The 17,139-nt window shown below is 65.8% G+C and carries 13 protein-coding genes and 1 tRNA gene; 4 read left to right on the plus strand and 10 right to left on the minus strand.

The genetic code is table 11. The annotated features are described in order from the left end of the window. Positions 1-229: 229 nt before the first annotated feature. From MXF70_RS13540 to uvrA, 3 genes are all read right to left on the minus strand, one after another. On the minus strand, positions 230-1,033 hold the full coding sequence (locus tag MXF70_RS13540; protein ID WP_248516197.1) for an aldo/keto reductase: 804 nt from the start codon (positions 1,031-1,033) through the stop codon (positions 230-232). 84 nt (positions 1,034-1,117) lie between these two features. After that, positions 1,118-2,047: a DUF502 domain-containing protein gene (locus MXF70_RS13545; RefSeq protein WP_248516198.1), complete on the minus strand. Its 930-nt coding sequence runs from the start codon at positions 2,045-2,047 to the stop codon at positions 1,118-1,120. A 68-nt stretch (positions 2,048-2,115) separates the two neighbouring features. After that, a complete protein-coding gene (uvrA, locus tag MXF70_RS13550; RefSeq protein ID WP_248516199.1) occupies positions 2,116-5,151 on the minus strand; it encodes an excinuclease ABC subunit UvrA in 3,036 nt (1,011 codons plus the stop codon). A 199-nt stretch (positions 5,152-5,350) separates the two neighbouring features. On the opposite strand from uvrA, the gene MXF70_RS13555 reads away from it, so the two are divergent. Beyond that, positions 5,351-5,647, plus strand: coding sequence for a transcriptional regulator (locus MXF70_RS13555; protein WP_248516200.1), 297 nt, complete (start codon positions 5,351-5,353; stop codon positions 5,645-5,647). Positions 5,648-6,206: 559 nt separating this feature from the next. On the opposite strand, the gene MXF70_RS13560 is transcribed toward MXF70_RS13555, so the two are convergent. From MXF70_RS13560 to MXF70_RS13580, 5 genes are all read right to left on the minus strand, one after another. Continuing rightward, positions 6,207-7,070, minus strand: a complete 864-nt coding sequence (locus tag MXF70_RS13560; protein WP_248516201.1) for an aminotransferase class IV — start codon at positions 7,068-7,070, stop codon at positions 6,207-6,209. Beyond that, positions 7,067-7,810, minus strand: coding sequence for an anthranilate synthase component II (locus MXF70_RS13565; RefSeq protein ID WP_375140848.1), 744 nt, complete (start codon positions 7,808-7,810; stop codon positions 7,067-7,069). Before MXF70_RS13565 ends, MXF70_RS13560 begins: the two co-directional genes overlap by 4 nt. A gap of 77 nt (positions 7,811-7,887) precedes the next feature. Further along, a complete protein-coding gene (gene pabB / locus MXF70_RS13570; protein ID WP_248516202.1) occupies positions 7,888-9,504 on the minus strand; it encodes an aminodeoxychorismate synthase, component I in 1,617 nt (538 codons plus the stop codon). A gap of 116 nt (positions 9,505-9,620) precedes the next feature. Continuing rightward, positions 9,621-10,298 (minus strand): helix-hairpin-helix domain-containing protein, encoded by a 678-nt coding sequence (locus tag MXF70_RS13575; RefSeq protein ID WP_248516203.1) that lies wholly within the window; start codon positions 10,296-10,298, stop codon positions 9,621-9,623. Positions 10,299-10,382: 84 nt separating this feature from the next. Beyond that, positions 10,383-11,180 carry a shikimate dehydrogenase gene (locus MXF70_RS13580; RefSeq protein ID WP_248518407.1) on the minus strand — a complete coding sequence of 266 codons (798 nt, stop codon included), beginning with the start codon at positions 11,178-11,180 and terminating at the stop codon, positions 10,383-10,385. Positions 11,181-11,315: 135 nt separating this feature from the next. Here MXF70_RS13580 and MXF70_RS13585 point away from each other — a divergent pair, with 135 nt between their 5' ends. After that, complete coding sequence (locus MXF70_RS13585; protein ID WP_248516204.1) at positions 11,316-11,819, plus strand: metallophosphoesterase; 504 nt, start codon at positions 11,316-11,318, stop codon at positions 11,817-11,819. A 56-nt stretch (positions 11,820-11,875) separates the two neighbouring features. Here the strand turns inward: MXF70_RS13585 and MXF70_RS13590 are convergent, their stop codons facing one another. Both MXF70_RS13590 and MXF70_RS13595 read right to left on the minus strand, forming a co-directional pair. Next, positions 11,876-12,610, minus strand: coding sequence for a fumarylacetoacetate hydrolase family protein (locus MXF70_RS13590; protein ID WP_248516205.1), 735 nt, complete (start codon positions 12,608-12,610; stop codon positions 11,876-11,878). A gap of 113 nt (positions 12,611-12,723) precedes the next feature. Continuing rightward, complete coding sequence (locus MXF70_RS13595) at positions 12,724-13,731, minus strand: hypothetical protein (RefSeq protein WP_248516206.1); 1,008 nt, start codon at positions 13,729-13,731, stop codon at positions 12,724-12,726. Between the two features lie 245 nt (positions 13,732-13,976). Between MXF70_RS13595 and MXF70_RS13600 the strand changes: the two genes are divergently transcribed. Both MXF70_RS13600 and MXF70_RS13605 read left to right on the plus strand, forming a co-directional pair. Beyond that, positions 13,977-14,051: transfer RNA gene (locus MXF70_RS13600), tRNA-Glu, on the plus strand. Between the two features lie 324 nt (positions 14,052-14,375). Continuing rightward, a complete protein-coding gene (locus MXF70_RS13605) occupies positions 14,376-17,135 on the plus strand; it encodes a cation-translocating P-type ATPase (RefSeq protein ID WP_248516207.1) in 2,760 nt (919 codons plus the stop codon). Positions 17,136-17,139: the final 4 nt, after the last annotated feature.

Here is a 17,139-nt window from a genome sequence, read left to right on the forward strand (position 1 = left end):
CACCGGGGATCCATGGGCGTAGACAAACCACTCCTGGGTGGGACTGGAAGGGGCCGACTGCTCCGGGAAGCACGACGAAGCAAGGACCGCAGCCGAACGAGCGCGAGCGAGTGAGGCGAGGACCGCAGCGAGTTGCGCGACCGGAGCGGGAGGGGGCTTCCAAGCGGTTTGCTGTCGCTGGTCGATCGCAAGCGTCCCCCGAGAAAATCAGCATCGGCAACAACGATTCCTAGACCAGGTCCCAGGGAGCGCCGTCGAAGTCCACTACACGGTACTCCTCCTCGATCCCAGAAATCCCCTCCATCGCGTCCTCGCTCAGCGTTACCTCCAACGACCCGAAGTTGTCCTCGACGTGCTCGCGACTGGTCGCTTTTGGGATCGGGACGGCGCCGCGCTGGCGGAGCCACGACAGCGAAATCTGCGCGGGGCTGGCGTCGTACTCCTCGGCCAGGTCCTCGATCACCGGATCGTCGAAAACCTCGGTCTGCGCGAGCGGCGAGTAGGCGACGAGGTGGTAATCGTGTTCCTCCGCCAGCGCGAGGTGTTCGTCCTGCTGGCAGTACGGATGGCACTCGATCTGGTGTGCGAAGATCGGCGCGTCCAGAATCTCCCTTGCCTCCGCGAGCTGGTCGGGCGTGAAATTGGAGAGGCCGACGTGCCGGATATCGCCGCGATCGACCAGTTCGTCGAACGCCGAGAGCGTGCCCTCGGGGTCGTAGGCGTCGAGCGGCCAGTGAACGTACAGCAGGTCGATCGTGTCGACGCCGAGCTTGTCGAGGCTCTCCTCGGTCGTTCGCAGCACGTCGTCGTGGCCCAGATCACCGGTATCGACCTTCGTCGCGAGGAAGATATCGTCGCGATCCACGTCCGCGGCGGCGATCCCATCGCCGACCGCGTCCTCGTTGTCGTACCCCTGTGCCGTGTCGATATGTCGGTATCCGACCTCGAGCGCGTTCGTGACGCTCTCGGCGCACTGGTCGGTATCCTCGTTCTGCCAGGTGCCGAAACCGATCGGCGTCGGATCGCGAGACATGACCATCTCTCGCCGTGGGGCACGGAAAAAGACGCTTGCCGCGGCAAGCGGCGTCGAGGAACTCTGCGGAGTCCCGGGACGTGTTCAGTCGATCTCGTCGACGTCTTGCTCGGGCGGTGAACCGCGCTCCCCGGCTGTCTGGTCGTCGCCCTCCTCGGCCGCTGGATCTGCGTCCCCCGGAGCCTGCTCCTGGGTAGTCCCCCCGGAGATTGCGTCCTGGATTCGATCGACCTGCGCGACGTTTCGCACGTCGTCTAGGGATAGCTGATCGCCGTCTGCGGCACCCTTTCCGGTCGCGACGCCGCTCGTGAGGATGCTCTTGACACCGTCCTCGATGGTCATGTCGACGTCGTAGACGCGATCCGTCGGCACGTAGGTGAGGAAGCCGCCGGTGACGGGGTTGGGTGCCATCGGGACGAACAGCGTCATCATGTCGTCGTGACCGGTGCTCTCCTCGACGTCCTCGGGCGCAGCGCTGGTCTGGAACCCGATCACGTACATATCTTCGTCGAGGCACTGCACCAGCTTGATATCCTGAAAGTTCTCGTCCTCGGTCGTCAGCATGACGTCGCCCATCCGGCGGAAGCTCTTGTAGACGGTGCCAACGCCCGGAATCGAGGCGACGGCCATGTCGATGAACTCGATGAGTCGCTCACCGTAGCGGTTGTGTCCGACGGAGCCGACGAGGAGGATGATCGCCAGCAGGATGCCGAGGGCGATCAGCTCCGCGAGGAAGTCGACGACGTACTCGTAGACGTTCACCCGGATGAGAAACTGAATCAGCTCGGTGCTCCGGAACTGGCCGATGAGTCCGAAATACTCGAGCAGACGGATGAACGGGTCGAGTGCTCTGCTGACGTAGGAGAGGGCGATACTGATGAGAAAGAGGGTGACGATGACGGGGACGATGATGGCGACGCCACGCAGGAAGACGCTCCAGAAGTGATTGTGGATCGCACTGAGCGTCTGCAACGGCGATGTTGGAGGGGCATCAGGCTTCGTAGCCTTGCTCATTGTACTACCACGTCGGCACCGCGTGAAAGTCGCTTCGACTCCCCCACTGTCGGGGGCTGATCCGAACCTCAGTCGTCGTCAGCAGCCGGCGCAGGGGCCTCTTCGCGGTCGGCTCGCGGACCCTCCAACTCCACGTCTGGCAGAAGATCTCGGAGGTAGCGCCCAGTGTGGCTCTCTTCAGTCCGCGCGACGTCCTCGGGCGTGCCCGCAGCGACGACGTCGCCACCCGCTTCGCCACCCTCGGGACCGAGGTCGATGACGTGGTCGGCGTTTTTCACCAGGTCGAGCTCGTGCTCGACGACGATCACGGTGTTTCCGCGGTCGGCGAGTCGATGAAGCACCTCGATGAGCTTGCGCTCGTCCTCTGAGTGGAGCCCGGTCGTCGGCTCGTCGAGGAGATAGCACGCGTCGCCCTTGTCCTTCTTCCCGAGCTCCTCGGCGAGCTTGATGCGCTGGGCCTCGCCGCCCGAGAGCGTCGTCGAGGGCTGGCCGAGCTTCATGTAGGTAAGGCCGACGTCCTTCAGGAGCTTCAGCCGGCGCTCGATGCGGGAGTCGTGCTCGAAGAACTCGTAGGCCTCCTCGACGGTCATGTCGAGGACGTCGGCGATCGTCTTGCCCTTGTACTCGACGTCGAGCGTCTCGGCGTTGTACCGGGCGCCGCCACACTCCTCGCAGGGGACGTGCACGTCCGAGAGGAAGTTCATCTCGATGCGAACGGTGCCCTGCCCGCCACACTCCTCACAGCGACCGCCCTTGACGTTGAACGAGAAGCGGCCGACCTCGTACCCGCGGCGTTTCGCGAGCTCGGTCTCGGCGAACAGATCCCGGATGTGATCGAAGACGTTGGTGTAGGTCGCCGGGTTCGAGCGCGGAGTCCGCCCGATCGGGCTCTGGTCGATGAGCCGCACGGTTTCGATTTCCTCTGGCACCTCGACGGCGTCGTGTTCGCCGGGCTCGACGTCCGTGTTGCCGTGCATCTCCCGAGCGAGGGACTTGTAGAGGACGTCGTGCATCAGCGTCGACTTCCCCGACCCCGAGACGCCGGTGATCGAGACGATGGAGCCAAGCGGAAACTCGACGTCGAGATCCCGGAGGTTGTGCTGGCGAGCGCCCGCAACGACGAGTTCGTCCTCGGATTCGCGGCGTTCGTCGGGTACCGGAATCTGTTTGCGCCCGGAGAGGTAGTCGCCGGTGACTGACTCCTCGCAGGCCTCGACCTCCGCCGTGTCGCCGTGGACGACGACCTCGCCGCCGCGCTTGCCGGGGCCGGGGCCGAGGTCGATCACGGAGTCGGCGCGGCGCATCGTCGCGGTGTCGTGTTCGACGACGAGCAGCGTGTTGCCGAGATCGCGGAGCTCTTCGAGCGTGTTGAGCAGCCGATCGTTGTCCCGCTGGTGGAGCCCGATCGATGGCTCGTCGAGCACGTAGAGCACGCCGACGAGACCGGAGCCGATCTGGGTCGCGAGCCGAATGCGCTGGCTCTCACCCCCGGAGAGCGTCGAGGCCTCGCGGTCGAGCGTGAGGTAGTCGAGACCGACCTCGCACATGAACCCCAGCCGCGCCCGGATCTCCTTGAGGATCTCCTCGGCGATCGTGCGGTCGCGCTCGCTCATCGTCTCTTCCATCCCCTCGAAGTGGTCGAGGGTGTCGCCGATCGACATCCGATTGACCTCGGTGATCGCCGTTCCGTCGACGAGGACGCCCCGCGAGGCTGGCTTCAGTCGCGTTCCCTCGCACTCCGGACACGTCGTTACCGACATGAACTCCTCGATGTGCTCGCGCGTATTGTCCGAGTCCGTCTCGATGTATCGTCGTTCGAGGTTCGGAACGACGCCCTCGAAGGGCTGTTCCTTGTGCCGGGTGCCGTTGGAGGTCGTCCACTCGAAGACGACGTCCTCGTAGGTCCCATAGAGGAAGGCGTCCTGCACCTCCTCGGGGAGATCCTCGAACGCCATCGTCAGCGGCACGTCGAAGTGATCGGCGACGGACTGGAGGCGCCGTCGGTAGTACGTCCGGTTGAAGCTCCAGGGCTCGAAGACGTGCTTGATCGGTTTGGAAGGATCCTCGATCACGAGATCCTCGCTGACCTCCTTCGTCTCGCCGATCCCCTCACACTCCGGGCAGGCGCCGTGTGGGCTGTTGAAGGAGAAGGATCGGGTCTCGATCTCGGGGAGGTCGATGCCGCAGTCGGTGCAGGCCAGCTCCTCGGAGAGTTCGACGACGAGGCGGTCGTCGGTCGTGGAGCCGTCCGCGTCGGCTCCGTCCTCCTCCTCCTCCTCCTCCGCCACTTCCTCGATCTCCGTGTGATCGTGGTCGGCGCCACCGGCAAGGTCGCCGGTCGAGCGAGCGCGAGAGCCCAGCGAGTCGGCGGCGCCCTCCGGTGCGTCGGGGAGGATCACTTTGAGCACGCCGTCGGCCTCATCGAGAGCGAGTTCGACGGAGTCGGCGATCCGCGATCGGTCTTCGGGGTCGAGCGTCACGCGGTCCACGATCACGTCGATCGTGTGATCGTAGTTCTCGTCGAGATCGGGGATCTCCAGCGTGAGATCGTGCTCCTCGCCGTCGACCTCGACGCGGCCGTAGCCGTCGGCTTTCAGCTCCTCGAAGAGGTCCTCGAACGCGCCCTTCTGATCCCGGACGACCGGTGCCGCGACCTTCGCTTTCGTTCCCTCGGGGAGTTCGAGCAGGCGAGTAACCATCGTGCTCGCGGACTGCTCGCCGACAGGCTGGCCACACTCGGGGCAGTGCGGGGTTCCGGTTCGGGCGTAGAGCAGACGGAGGTAGTCGTGTAGCTCGGTGACGGTCCCGACGGTCGATCGCGGGTTGTTCGCGGCGTTCTTCTGGTCGATCGAGATCGCAGGGGAGAGTCCCTCGACCTTCTCGACCTGTGGCTTGTCCATCTGCCCGAGGAAGTTTCGGGCGTAGGCCGACAGCGACTCGATGTAGCGGCGTTGCCCTTCGGCGTAGACGGTGTCGAAGGCGAGGGAGGACTTCCCGGACCCGGAGAGGCCGGTGACGACGGTGAACTCCTCGCGGGGGATGTCCACGTCGAGGTCCGCGAGGTTGTTCTCCGCCGCGCCCCGCACCTCGATGTGCTCGGTCATTCGGACAGCGGTAAGCGCGGGCGCCACGTGTACCCATCGGTTTCGGAAGCCAGCCCCTTGCTATCGACTCACGACCAGCGTCCGCGGGCGACCCCGGCAGTAGCAGGCGGTCCACAAACACATACGGCGGAATCGGAAGAGGTACGCAACGTCTGGCACCAGCACAACGCCTAACCGGCAGCGCTCGGGACACCGCAGTATGACCGACGCCGAGCAGACGACTCGCGAGCGGATCGCCGAGCGGCTCCGCGAGGGCCCAGCCACGGCGAGTGACCTCGCCGATCACTTCACGATCCCGACCGACGTCGCGATCGACCACGTTCGCCACGTCGCGTCGACGCTCGACGGCACCGGCGAGCAGGTCGTCGTCGCACCGCCGGAATGCCGGGAGTGTGGGTTCGACGGATTCGACGATCCCGCGAACCGACCGTCGCGTTGTCCCGACTGCAAGAGCGAATCGCTGGCCGAGCCGACGTTCGCGATCGAGAGCGCCTAAGGATTGTTGGAGCGTCGATCGCTTGTTCAGGATCGTTTTCCACATCGTTGGAAGCCCCCTCCCGCTCGACGCAGCTACCTCGTTTCGCTCCTCGGCTCGCTTCGCTCGCCTGCGGTGCTTATTCCGAAAGACGTCGCCTTGCTCGTCTTTCGACGTTCGCCTCGCACCGAGAGACTCACTTCGTTCGTCTCTCGAGCCCTGCTTCGCTTCGCTCAGCAGGACTCCGCTCGGCTCACCGTCGGTACGCCGGACGAGCTGTCGGCCCCTTCCAGTCCCGCCCGGGGCCGATCCCTGGAGCACTATAGCCGCGGGCTGTCGATAGCTATGGCAGCGATGGATCGACGGCAAGCAATAGCCCCCAAGTCCACCGGAGCGAAGGCTCGCCTGAACGTCGCCGGGTGGGACTGGAAGGGGCCGAGCGTTGCGGGAAGCACGGGGAAGCAAGCACTGGAGCGAGCGCTAGCGAGTGAAGCGCACAGCGAGCCGCGCGACCGCAACGCTCGGGGGCTTCCGAGCAGTTCGCTATCGTGGCGGTCGGTAAGCAGCCAAAATCGGCGTATCAGTAGTGTCGCTCCTCGACCAACTCGTCGAAGAGCCGCGATAGCAACTCCGTCACCGCCCCACCGCCCACTGAAATCCCATCGACCTCGTCAACGGGCCGGAGTTCCCACGTCGTGTTCGTGAGGAAGGCCTCCCGTGCCTCGCGAACGTCGGAGGGCTCGTAGGTCCCGGTGCGGACCGGCACCCCGGCGTCTTCCGCGAGATCGATCACTACCCGGCGAGTGATTCCGGGCAGGAGGTCCCGCGTCGCGCTCGGCGTGTGCAGCGCGTCGTCGTGGACGAAGAAGACGTTGCTCGCTGCACCCTCGACGACGGCACCCTCCGTATCGCGGAGCAGCGCCTCGTCTGCCGTATCGATCAGCTCCGCACGGGCGAGGATACCGTTGAGGTAGTTGTGCGTCTTCGCGGAGGCTGGGATGGCCGAATCGGGCATCCGCCGGGTTTTGACTGTCTGCAGGGTCGCCGGGTCGTCCCAGACCGATTCGCCGTCGACGCCGCCCCGTGGAAGCCCCTTTGCGTACACGACGACGGTCGGATCGACGTCGGGATCGGGCGTGAGTTTCCCGGGCTGGACGCCGCGCGTGATCGAGCATTTGACGTAGGCGTCGTCGAACTCGTTGGCGGCAATCGTCTCGTCGATGCGCTCGCGCAGCTCGGCACGATCGATACCGTGGTCGATCGAGAGCGCCTCGCAGGTCCGGTCGAGCCGGTCAGCGTGGGCCTCCCACTCGAATATATCGCCGCCGTAGGCCCGGAGCGTCTCGAAGGCGCCGTCGCCGTACTGGAAGCCGCGGTCTTCGACGCTCACGGTCGCTTCCTCGGCCGGGACGATCTCGCCGTCGAGGTTGAACTGTGGACTCACGATCGATCACCTTCGACAGCTCCAGATCGCTGGTGTTCTGCAGCGAGCCGACAGAAGCCGGCGACGAGGCGTTTGCCCACCGCGAGCGAGACGCCGTCGGAGTGGCCCTCGCTGGGCTCGCCACAGGGGGCAGTCACTCCGTCCGCAGTCGTTTCGTTGGCCGTCGCCCCATCGACCGCGGTCGCTCCGTCGCCGTCGGCCTCGACCTCGCCGGTGAGAATGCTCTCGGGATGGAACTGGACGCCGACGTGGGGGCGCTCGCGATGCCTGACGCCCATCAATACCGAGCGTTCGTCGTCGGTCGTCCAGGCGGTTTCGAGGAGGTCGGCCGGGAGTTCGGAGCGATCGACGGTGAGCGAGTGGTAGCGACCGACCCGAAACCGATCCGGAAGGCCGCGGTAAAGTCCGCGTCCGTCGTGTTCGATCGTCGACGGCTTGCCGTGGACGACCTCGGGCGCGAGCTCAACGGTCGCTCCGTTGGCCGCACAGAGCGCCTGATGACCGAGGCAGACGCCGAGGGCGGGGAGATCGGACTCGGCGAAGAGCGGTACCGAAACGCCGGCGTCCTCGGGACGTCCGGGGCCCGGCGAGACGATTACTCCGTCGGGTGCGATCTCGCGAAGGGCCGCGAGGTCGATCGCGTCGTTCCGGCGGACGACGACCTCGCCGGCCAGTTCGCCGACGTACTGGACGAGATTGTACGCGAATGAGTCGTAGTTGTCGACGACGAGCACGCGCACGTCGGGTACGTCCTCGGGGGAGGGTTCGGCGAGGCCGCGAGGACTCGAACCGTTGGTATGGGGGAGGTCGTCGGTACTCACGCGCTCTCACCTCCATCTTCGACGGTGAATGAGGCGCGCTCGCCCAGCGCCCGATCGACGGCGTTGACGAGCGCACGGCCCTTGTCCAGCGTCTCCTCGTACTCGCGCTCGGGCACCGAATCGTGGACGATCCCGGCGCCGACCCGCAGATCGTACCGATCGTCGTGGCGAACGAGCGTCCTGATGACGATGTTGAGCGTGGCCGACCCGTCGAAGCCGAAGATCCCGATCGAACCGGTGTATGGGCCGCGACGGGTCCTCTCGAGCTCGTCGATGATCTCCATCGTCCGGGGTTTCGGCGCGCCGGTGATGGTCCCGCCCGGAAACACCGCGGCGATCGCATCTGCGAGCGATGCGCCCTCGCGCAGACGGCCCTCGACGAGCGAGACGAGATGCATCACCTCGGAGTAGCGATCGACCCGACGGTACTCGGTGACGTCGACGCTGCCGTATGCCGCAACCTTACCAAGATCGTTGCGCTCGAGATCGACCAACATCGCATGCTCGGCACGCTCCTTCTCGTCGCCAGTGAGTTCGGCTTCGAAATCGGCGTCCTCGGATGGCTCCTCGCTCCGCGGCCGGGTGCCGGCGATCGGCTCCGTGGCGATGCGATCGCCGTCGCGGTCCAGAAGCAGTTCCGGACTCGCGCTCACGAGATCGGCGGCTGGGAACTCCAGCAGGGCGGAGTACGGCGCAGGATTCACGGAGCGGAGGGCGTCGTAGGCCGCGACCGGATGCACCGCGGCCGGCGCGGAGAGGCGCTGGGAGACGTTCGCCTGGAAGGTATCGCCCGCTCGGACGTACTCCTTGACCGCTCGAACGCGGTCGGCGTAGGCGTCTGGCGGACAGTCGCTCTCGAAGGTGGCGGCCTCCGGCGTCGATTCGCTGGTCGGTGGCTGGGCGTCGATAGCTGGATCGCCACCCTCGATTCGCTCGACGAGCGCCTGCGCTCGCTGCGTTCCTCGTTCGAACGCCCGCTCTCGTCCCTCGCTGGTTTCGGCCTCGATCCGTGGACAGGCGGTGATTCGAAGCGTCGTCAGGCCGTCATCGTCCACCGGGCACTCCCACGCTGCGAGCCGGTCGAAGAGGGCCACCTGGAGCTGCGGAAGCCCGCGATCGTCGACCGCCTCCGCCGGCAACGTCTCCAGTTCGCGTGCGACGTCGTAGGAGAGCCAGCCGATCGCGCCACAGGGGTACGGAACGTCGCAGTCGCCTCGTTGGAGGGTCTCGGCAGCGAGCCGACCCTCGAGGGCGGCAAGCGTCGGTGAATCCGCTCCGCTGGGAGCGCGTCCGGGGTGATAATCCGTGGCGTTCGGATCCATCCCCTCTCTACCATTGCCCAGCGAGACCGCGTCGGGCCCGACGGTAAGCCGCTCGATGGGTTCGACGCCGAAGTAGCCCCAGCCGGGCTGCCCGCCGCTGGTTTCGAGGAACGCGCCGCCGAGGACACTGTCCGAAGCGTCACCGCGCTCACCGCTCCGAGCCCGCCGGTACGCGTCGAAGGGGTCGTCGACCGCAAACTGAACCTCGACAGGCACCCGCGCGCCGATCGGTGCGTCGGCGGCCGTCGCCAGGAATGCGTCCCGGTCGGTGACGACGGTCGCCCCGCTCATACCCGAGGCAAGCGCGGCTGTCCGTATTGTCCTTGCGGTCGCTGGAGAGGAACTGACACGCCGCGTGCTCGGAGTGGACGCGTGGCGATAGGCTCGCAAAAACGAGTCGGCGCCAGTCAGTACTCGGCGGCCTGGTCGATCCAGCCCTGAATGCGGCCTTCGGCGATCTCGGTGGCCTCGGCGAGCTCGCCTGCGTCCGCGGCTGCGAGGTCGGCGACGGAGTCGACGTCAGCGTTGCCGAGTCGCTCGGCGTAAGCGGGCCCGATCCCGTTGAGTGAATCGACCGGCTCGCCGCCGGTCGCATCTTCGTCCTCGTCGGCGTCAGCGTCGGGGGCCTCCTCAGAATCGTCCGTCGCAGTGTCGTCCGCCTCGTCGGCGGGCTCCTCGGCGTCGGGGATCTCGACTGGCTCAGTCGTCGCCTCTTCGTCTTCCGCATCTTCAGCTGCGGTCTCGTCATCGGGTAGGTCGTCCTCCGCCGACTCGTTCTCGGCAGGCTCGACGTCCCCAGATTCGGCGTCACCCGTTGCCCCGGAGGTGTCGTCTTCGGTCGACTCCTCGGCAGCAGCGTCGTCACTCACCGTGTCGTCGCTCGCTGTGTCGTCACTCGTCGCGGTCTCGCTGAATCCACCGACTGCTGCACTGTCGCCGTCGTGGGACCCGTCGTCGACCTCGGCCCCCTTCACGGCTGCCTCGTTCTCGGGATCGTGCTCGACGGTGACGGTGACGTCACGGTCCTGATCGGCCCCGGAGTCGCCGAGACCGAGGAGAGACTTCAGTTTGCGGAGTATGGGCATACCCAACTGTAGGTCCGGCCCCGGTGTTAATGCCACCGACTCAGCGGGCGAGCGGACGGAATCGCGGAGTGGCGGCTACCAGCACTACGCCAGATGGTCACGCAGCGCGGCGTTCATCGCGTCGACCGGAGCGTCCCGGCCCGTCCAGCGTTCGAAGGCCGCGACGCCCTGGTAGAGCAGCATCCAGCCGCCGTCGATCGTCCGGGCTCCGGCGGCGGCAGCGTCGCGGAGCAGCCTGGTCTCCAGCGGGCTGTAGACGGCGTCGAAGACGACGAGGTCGTCGTGGAGTGGCTCTGGGGCGATCGGCGATTCGTCCTCCTCCATGCCGACGCTGGTCGCGTTCGCGAGCACGTCCGCGTCGGCGAGAAGCTCGGGAACGGCGTCGAGTTCGTGACCGGTCGCGCCGGGCACGTCGGCGGCGAGATCGTGGGCGTTCGAGGCCGTCCGATTCGCGACGTGGACCGTCGCGCCGGCGTCCGCGAGCGCGAACGCGATCGCGCGGCCGGCACCACCCGCACCGACCTGAACGGCAGTCGCGCCCTCGAGATCGAAGTCGTGGTGGGCGAAGCTCCGGCGGACTCCCGCGACGTCGGTGTTGTGGCCGGTCGGATGATCGCCCGAGAAGTCGACGGTGTTGACCGCGCCCACGCGCTCTGCGGTCGCGTCAGGATCGACGACGTCGAGGACGTCCTGTTTGAACGGAATCGTGACGTTCAGGCCCGCGACGTCGAGGTCTGCGGCGGCCCGGATCGCCGCGGCTGCGTCCTCCGGTTCGAAGGTGACGTAGCGCGCGTCGATCCCGAGTTCGTCGTACCCAGCCTCGTGCATCGGCGGCGAGAGAGAGTGACCGACGGGATTTCCGATGAGTCCGTAGACGTCCATGTTCGCTCGGTCGTGGCCCCGGGCTTTGTCGCTTGCGCGTTCGACCGTCGGTAACGCCTCCGCAAGCGGGTCCACGTGCGATCCCCTCTGCCAGGAGCACCGGCGCTTTTGCCAGCGGCAATCGAACCATCAGGCATGCACGTCGGCGTCATCTCCGACACCCACGACAACGTCGAAGCGGTCGAACGGGCTGTAGCAGCATTCGAATCACGCGAGGTCGAGACCGTGGTTCACTGCGGCGACGTGATCGCCCCGCCCGTCGTCGCCTACTTCGACGGGCTGGACGTCCACGCAGTGCTCGGGAACAACGACGGGGAGCTAGACGGACTCGAATCGGCATTTAGAAATCTCAGCACCGATTCGGCGCTGCACGGTCGGTTCGCGGCCCTCAGCTTCGACGGGTTCGAGATCGCGGCCCTGCACGGCGAGGATCTCGAGGCGGTCGAGGAGTTGGCCGCCAGCGGCGAGTACGATCTCGTCTGTCACGGCCATCACCACGAGGCCGTCGAGCGGACGGTCGGCGAGGCAACCGTCCTCAACCCCGGCGCGCTGTTCCAGGCGGTACCGGCCTCCGAGCACAGCGTCGCGATCGTCGACACCGACGACGGCTCTATCGAGTTCGTGAACGTCGCGGAGTGAGCAACCGGTCGGAGACGTGGAGCGAGCGGGGTGGTCGGGACCAACGGCGGGAAGCGTTACTCAGGAATCGTCACGTCGTGCTCCAGCCGGCCGACGCCCTCGACCTCAACCGCAATCTCGTCGCCATCAGCGAGCGGGCCGACGCCTTCCGGCGTCCCCGTCAGAACGACGTCGCCGGGTTCGAGGGTCAGGTAGCTGGTGATCTCGGCGATCAACTCGGGGATCGGGAAGACGAGCTGGTCCAGCGTGGCATCCTGACGAAGCTCGCCGTTCTGCCAGAGCCGAATCCGCGCGTCGCCAGGGAGCTCATCGGGCGTCGCGAGGACGGGGCCGAGCGGCGCGGCGCCGTCGAAGGCCTTCCCACGTACCCAGTTCTGCTCGCGAGACTGGTCGTCGCGGTTCGAGAGGTCGACGCCGCAGGTGTAGCCAGCGATGACGGACTCGGCGTCCGCCTCGCTGACGTCGCGGCACTGTTCCCCGATCACGACGCCGAGTTCGGCCTCGTACTCGAGCGTCTCCTTGCCAGCGGGGAGTTCTACGGTGTCGCCGTGGCTCGCGACCGTGTTCGGCGGTTTGAGGAAGAGCAGCGGGCGATCCGGTACGTCCTCGTCGCGCTCGTCGGCGTGGGCGACGTAGTTCCGGCCGATGCAGACGATCTTCGAAGGCTCACACGGTGCGAGCACGTCGACCTCCTCGAGATCGTACTCGCGGCCAGCGAATGCTACGCCGTCGTCGGTCCAGGTCCCTTTGCGGACGGCGCCCGCGGGGTCGCGGAATCGGACGTGGTGCATACCTGTATAGAAAATTGGGGGACCTGGAATGCGTTTTGATCCCGAATGCCGACGGGCAAGGGACGCTGAGAGCAGATCAATCTCGATCAGGCATCTGAGCCCAAATTCGCATCTTACGTCGTAACCGTTGCCGAGGCCATGCCGTACCTGGACCCTTTCGATATGGAGACATCCAGCTCCCCACGACCCACACCCAACTCCAACTCGACAGTCCTGTGAACAACGTCTGGATCCCACTTCGTCTCGAACGCGTCGACGGTCGATCCTCCCAAGAGCGCGCGAGCAGTCTTCGTCTCACCGTTGATTTCTCGTCCCACGAGCTCGATCTGTTTGGGTTCCCCGGCACCCGCCTGGCTCAAGTGGATCCACAAGAAGTGATTGGATCCGAACGCGTCGAGGGGTTTGGTCAACCAGTTTTCGTAACTCGACCGCGCCTCGATGTCTTCGATTTCGTTCTTGAGTAGGGCTCGCGCAATTGGCCCCTTGTCCTCGCCCGTCACCGCAGTGGCGTATCTGGCATCGGCCTGTATCATCTCCCCGTCCCGAACGGCGACCGCAGATTCCCCAGGTATCAGCGAGCAGTCGAACCCCTGGTGCTCGAACTGCGTCGGCGATGCATCGGTCGGCGGATTGTACGCACTCGGATCAACGTTCCCACCGACGTATCCCGACGTAGACTCGACGTAGCGATCGTCGGACCACTTTGCGTCCGCCTTGCTGAATACTGCAACGTCCACTTCGTCGATCGCAGCGACGCCGCCCTCGGGGACGGATCCAGCGAGTGCATCGGGTTCAAAATATCTGTCGGCGACGTTGGACTCGGACTCTCGCAACCCTTCGACGTCACGCAACTTCGTTCGAAGGTTCCAATTCTCGGACGGCTCACTCGTGCTCTCGACGGATTGGTAGAGTTCAGGATGGCCGATGAATGCATCACGGACCGATTCGCCGTCGCCACCACTCGATGATAGTAAGCCTGCACAACCAGCCAGAGCCACGGAGAGGCTGGTGCCCGCGGCCTTGAGCAATGATCGTCTCGTAACCATACTATGCATTGTAGAATTATCTGCAATAAAGTTGCGTTCCGGGCCGATTTCAGCACGACCCCCACTCGATGGCATCGACGCCCATCGATTGTAGCCCCAAGTGTGAGACAGTCCGGAAATTGCTCTCACTGGGGCTACGGACTCAGTCCCAGTACATCGAGAGAATCCTACCATTTCGTCACGTGTGCGCGATGTCAAGCACAAACACCGATGTGGATGCTGGAGACGGAGACAGTTTGGCAGTCCCGTGATCCAGTCGTCCCGCCTGCCAGCGTCAATCGAAGGCATTTATTGTATCCGCTGCATTCGGCCAAGTGAAGGCACCGTTGGTGTAGTCCGGCCAATCATTTTGGCCTTTCGAGCCGAAGACCTGGGTTCAAATCCCAGACGGTGCATTTTGCGACGAACGAACGTGAGGAGCAAATGCTCCTCGTGAGATTTGAACCCTAGAAGTCACGCCCGGGAGCGCAGCGAACGAAGTGAGCGAGCACCACGGACTGTCTTCCCTCGATTCAAATCCCAGGCTGTGCAGCGGGTCCAAATGAGACAGAATCCGTTCCTCGATGGGGGCTCGGCAATCGCCGTGATGGGGAAACCACTGTGGTGGTGGCCACCGTTGGTCTGGCTATGAACGACGACCCTCAGAGCAGTACCGGCACTTCTCGGCGTGGATGTGGACCCCGTGAGCGGAGACTGGCCACCGGACCCAGCAGTTCCTAATGGACTGGCACTCCCGCTCGACGGACGCCGTCACCGACGAGATCGATACGTCACGCGAGGGGCTCTCCAGCGAGACCGCCGCCGAGCGACTCGAGCGGGTCGGACCGAACGAGCTCACGTCGGGTGAGGTCCGCGGCCCGCTCGGAATCTTTCTCGCGCAGTTCGCGAGCGGGTTGATCTGGGTACTGATCGGGGCGGCGATCCTCTCCGTCGCGATCGGCCACGTCGTCGACGCCGTCCTGATTGCGATCATTCTCCTCGCGAACGGCGTCTTCGGGTTCGTCCAGGAGTATCGCGCGGAGCAGAGCCTCGAAGCGCTGCAGGATCTGGCGACGCCGACGGTCACGGTTCGCCGGGGAGGTGAGGAACAGTCGATCGACGCGACCGGCCTCGTTCCCGGCGACGTCGTCGTCTTCGAGCAAGGAGACGTGGTGCCGGCCGACTGCCGTCTCCTCGAGGAAACCTCGCTGGAGATCGACGAGGCGCCACTCACCGGGGAGAGCGTCCCAGTCGAGAAGGCCGCGCAGTCGGTCGCGGCCGAGACCCCACTCGCCGAACGGACGTCGATGTGTTACAAGGGGACCAGCATCACTCGCGGCTCGGCGGTCGCAGTCGTCGTCGCCACCGGAATGGACACCGAGGTCGGCGCGATCGCCACCTCGCTGCAGGCCGCGGAGGATCGCCAGACCCCGCTCCAACAGGACCTGGACCGGCTCGGCAAGCGGCTCGGGCTGGGAGTGGTGGCACTCTCCGCGGTCGTCGTCCCACTGCTCGTTCTCGTCGGCGGCCGATCGCTCGTCGAGTCAACGCTCACGGCCGTCTCGCTGGCTGTAGCTGCCGTTCCCGAAGGGTTGCCGGCAGTGGTGACGTTGACGCTCGCACTCGGCGTGCGACGGATGGCCAGCGAGGACGCGCTGGTGCGGGCCCTCCCGGCCGTCGAGGCGCTCGGTGCGATCGACGTCGTGTGTACCGACAAGACCGGGACGCTGACGGAGGGCGAGATGCGCGTCCGGGCGGCCTGGGTGTACGACGAGACCTACGAGACGGGCGACGTCGACGGCGGATTCATCGTCACCGACGGCGGCGGTGATGGAAAGGACGGTAGTAATGGAAAGGACGGGGGCGACGCCGCATCGAGCAGCGCCGAGACCGACGGCTCGCCGGCGGCTGCTGGCGAGAAGCGGCTCGATCGGCTCCTCGAAATCGGCGCAGTCTGTAATGACGCGACAATCGAGGACGGCGATCCGACCGAGCAAGCACTCATCGGGGCAGCCGAGCGTCGCTTCGACGTCGAGCAGCTCCGTGCCGACCGACCGCGCCGCGACGAGGTACCATTCTCCTCGGAACGCAAGCTGATGACGACGGTCCACGACGATGCGGTGTTCGTCAAGGGTGCACCAGCGGTCGTGCTCGACGCGTCGACTCGCGTGCTCGGTCCCGACGGTCCGGAACCGCTCGACGAGGCGGACCGCGACCGGATTCGCGAGCAGATCGACACGTTTGCCGGGGACGCACTCCGGGTGCTCGGCTTCGCCTATCGTGACCGATCCGCCACCGCGGAGAGCGATCCATCTGACGCAGATACCGTCGGTTCGGGTGCGGGCAATGCGGATGCCGTCGGTGCGGGTGCCGTCGATGCCGATGCCGTCGATGCCGATGCTGTCGATCCCGAGTCCAACCTCGTCTTCGTCGGCCTCCAGGGGTTGCTCGATCCGCCCAGGCCGGAGGTCGCCGACGCGATTGCCGACACCCAGCGGGCGGGCATCGACGTCACGATGATCACTGGCGACAATCCGACGACGGCGAAGGCCGTTGCGGCCGACGTGGGGATCGACTCGACGGTACTGACGGGGAGCGAGATCGAGGCAATGGACGACGCGACACTTCGCGAGCACGTCGAGGACGTCCACGTGTTCGCGCGGGCCGATCCCACTCACAAGGTGCGAATCCTGCAGGCGCTCCAGGCGAACGGCCACCGGGTCGCGATGACGGGCGACGGCGTCAACGACGCGCCGGCACTCAAGAACGCCGACGTCGGGATCGCGATGGGCATCCGCGGGACCGAGGTCGCGAAGCAGGCCAGCGACGTCGTCCTGCTCGACGACGACTACGCGACGATCCGCAACGCGATCCGGCGCGGGCGAACGATCTTCGACAACGTCTGGAAGTTCGTCGCCTACCTGCTCAGCGCGAACGTCGCCGAGGTCGCCGTCGTGTTGATCGCGTCGCTGTTCGGGTATCTGGTACTCCCCGCCGTGCAGTTGCTCTGGATCAATCTCCTGACCGACGGACTGCCGGCGCTCGCCCTCGGTGCGGACCCCGGCGGTGACGTCATGGAGCGCGATCCCAGAGGTCGAATCGGAGGGATCGTCGACCGACCGATGGTCGGGCTCATCGGTGGCGTGGGGGCCGTTGCGACGACGCTCATGCTGGGGTTGCTGTTCGTGACCCTCGACGGCGCCAGCTCGATGACCGCCTACGCGATGACGATGGTGTTCACGGGCTTCGTGGTCCTCGAGTTCGCGAAGCTCTACGTCGTCAGGTGGGCGCGAGACACGCCGGTGCTCACGAACCGCTGGCTCGCGCTGGCAGTGCTCAGCTCACTCACCCTGCAGCTCGCGATCCTCTATACGCCGCTCCGGGAGTACTTCGGAACGGTGCCGCTCGGCTTCGCCGACTGGGCTGTGTTGGCCGTCGTTCTCGCGATCGGTACGCCGGCGATGCTACTCGTCGGATGGCAAAGTGCACGCCAGACGTAGAGGA

This window comes from Salinarchaeum laminariae, from assembly GCF_023204835.1.
In the GTDB taxonomy this organism is placed as follows: domain Archaea; phylum Halobacteriota; class Halobacteria; order Halobacteriales; family Salinarchaeaceae; genus Salinarchaeum; species Salinarchaeum laminariae.

What these genes read in the sequence shown, in the direction of transcription:
- MXF70_RS13555 (WP_248516200.1), top strand. Translation starts at nt 5,351, where the DNA reads ATGACCGACGCCGAGCAGACGACTCGCGAGCGGATCGCCGAGCGGCTC.
- MXF70_RS13580 (WP_248518407.1), bottom strand. Translation starts at nt 11,180, where the DNA reads ATGGACGTCTACGGACTCATCGGAAATCCCGTCGGTCACTCTCTCTCG.
- MXF70_RS13545 (WP_248516198.1), bottom strand. Translation starts at nt 2,047, where the DNA reads ATGAGCAAGGCTACGAAGCCTGATGCCCCTCCAACATCGCCGTTGCAG.
- MXF70_RS13575 (WP_248516203.1), bottom strand. Translation starts at nt 10,298, where the DNA reads ATGCCCATACTCCGCAAACTGAAGTCTCTCCTCGGTCTCGGCGACTCC.
- MXF70_RS13540 (WP_248516197.1), bottom strand. Translation starts at nt 1,033, where the DNA reads ATGTCTCGCGATCCGACGCCGATCGGTTTCGGCACCTGGCAGAACGAG.
- MXF70_RS13605 (WP_248516207.1), top strand. Translation starts at nt 14,376, where the DNA reads ATGGACTGGCACTCCCGCTCGACGGACGCCGTCACCGACGAGATCGAT.
- pabB (WP_248516202.1), bottom strand. Translation starts at nt 9,504, where the DNA reads ATGAGCGGGGCGACCGTCGTCACCGACCGGGACGCATTCCTGGCGACG.
- MXF70_RS13585 (WP_248516204.1), top strand. Translation starts at nt 11,316, where the DNA reads ATGCACGTCGGCGTCATCTCCGACACCCACGACAACGTCGAAGCGGTC.
- MXF70_RS13590 (WP_248516205.1), bottom strand. Translation starts at nt 12,610, where the DNA reads ATGCACCACGTCCGATTCCGCGACCCCGCGGGCGCCGTCCGCAAAGGG.
- MXF70_RS13595 (WP_248516206.1), bottom strand. Translation starts at nt 13,731, where the DNA reads ATGCCATCGAGTGGGGGTCGTGCTGAAATCGGCCCGGAACGCAACTTT.
- uvrA (WP_248516199.1), bottom strand. Translation starts at nt 5,151, where the DNA reads ATGACCGAGCACATCGAGGTGCGGGGCGCGGCGGAGAACAACCTCGCG.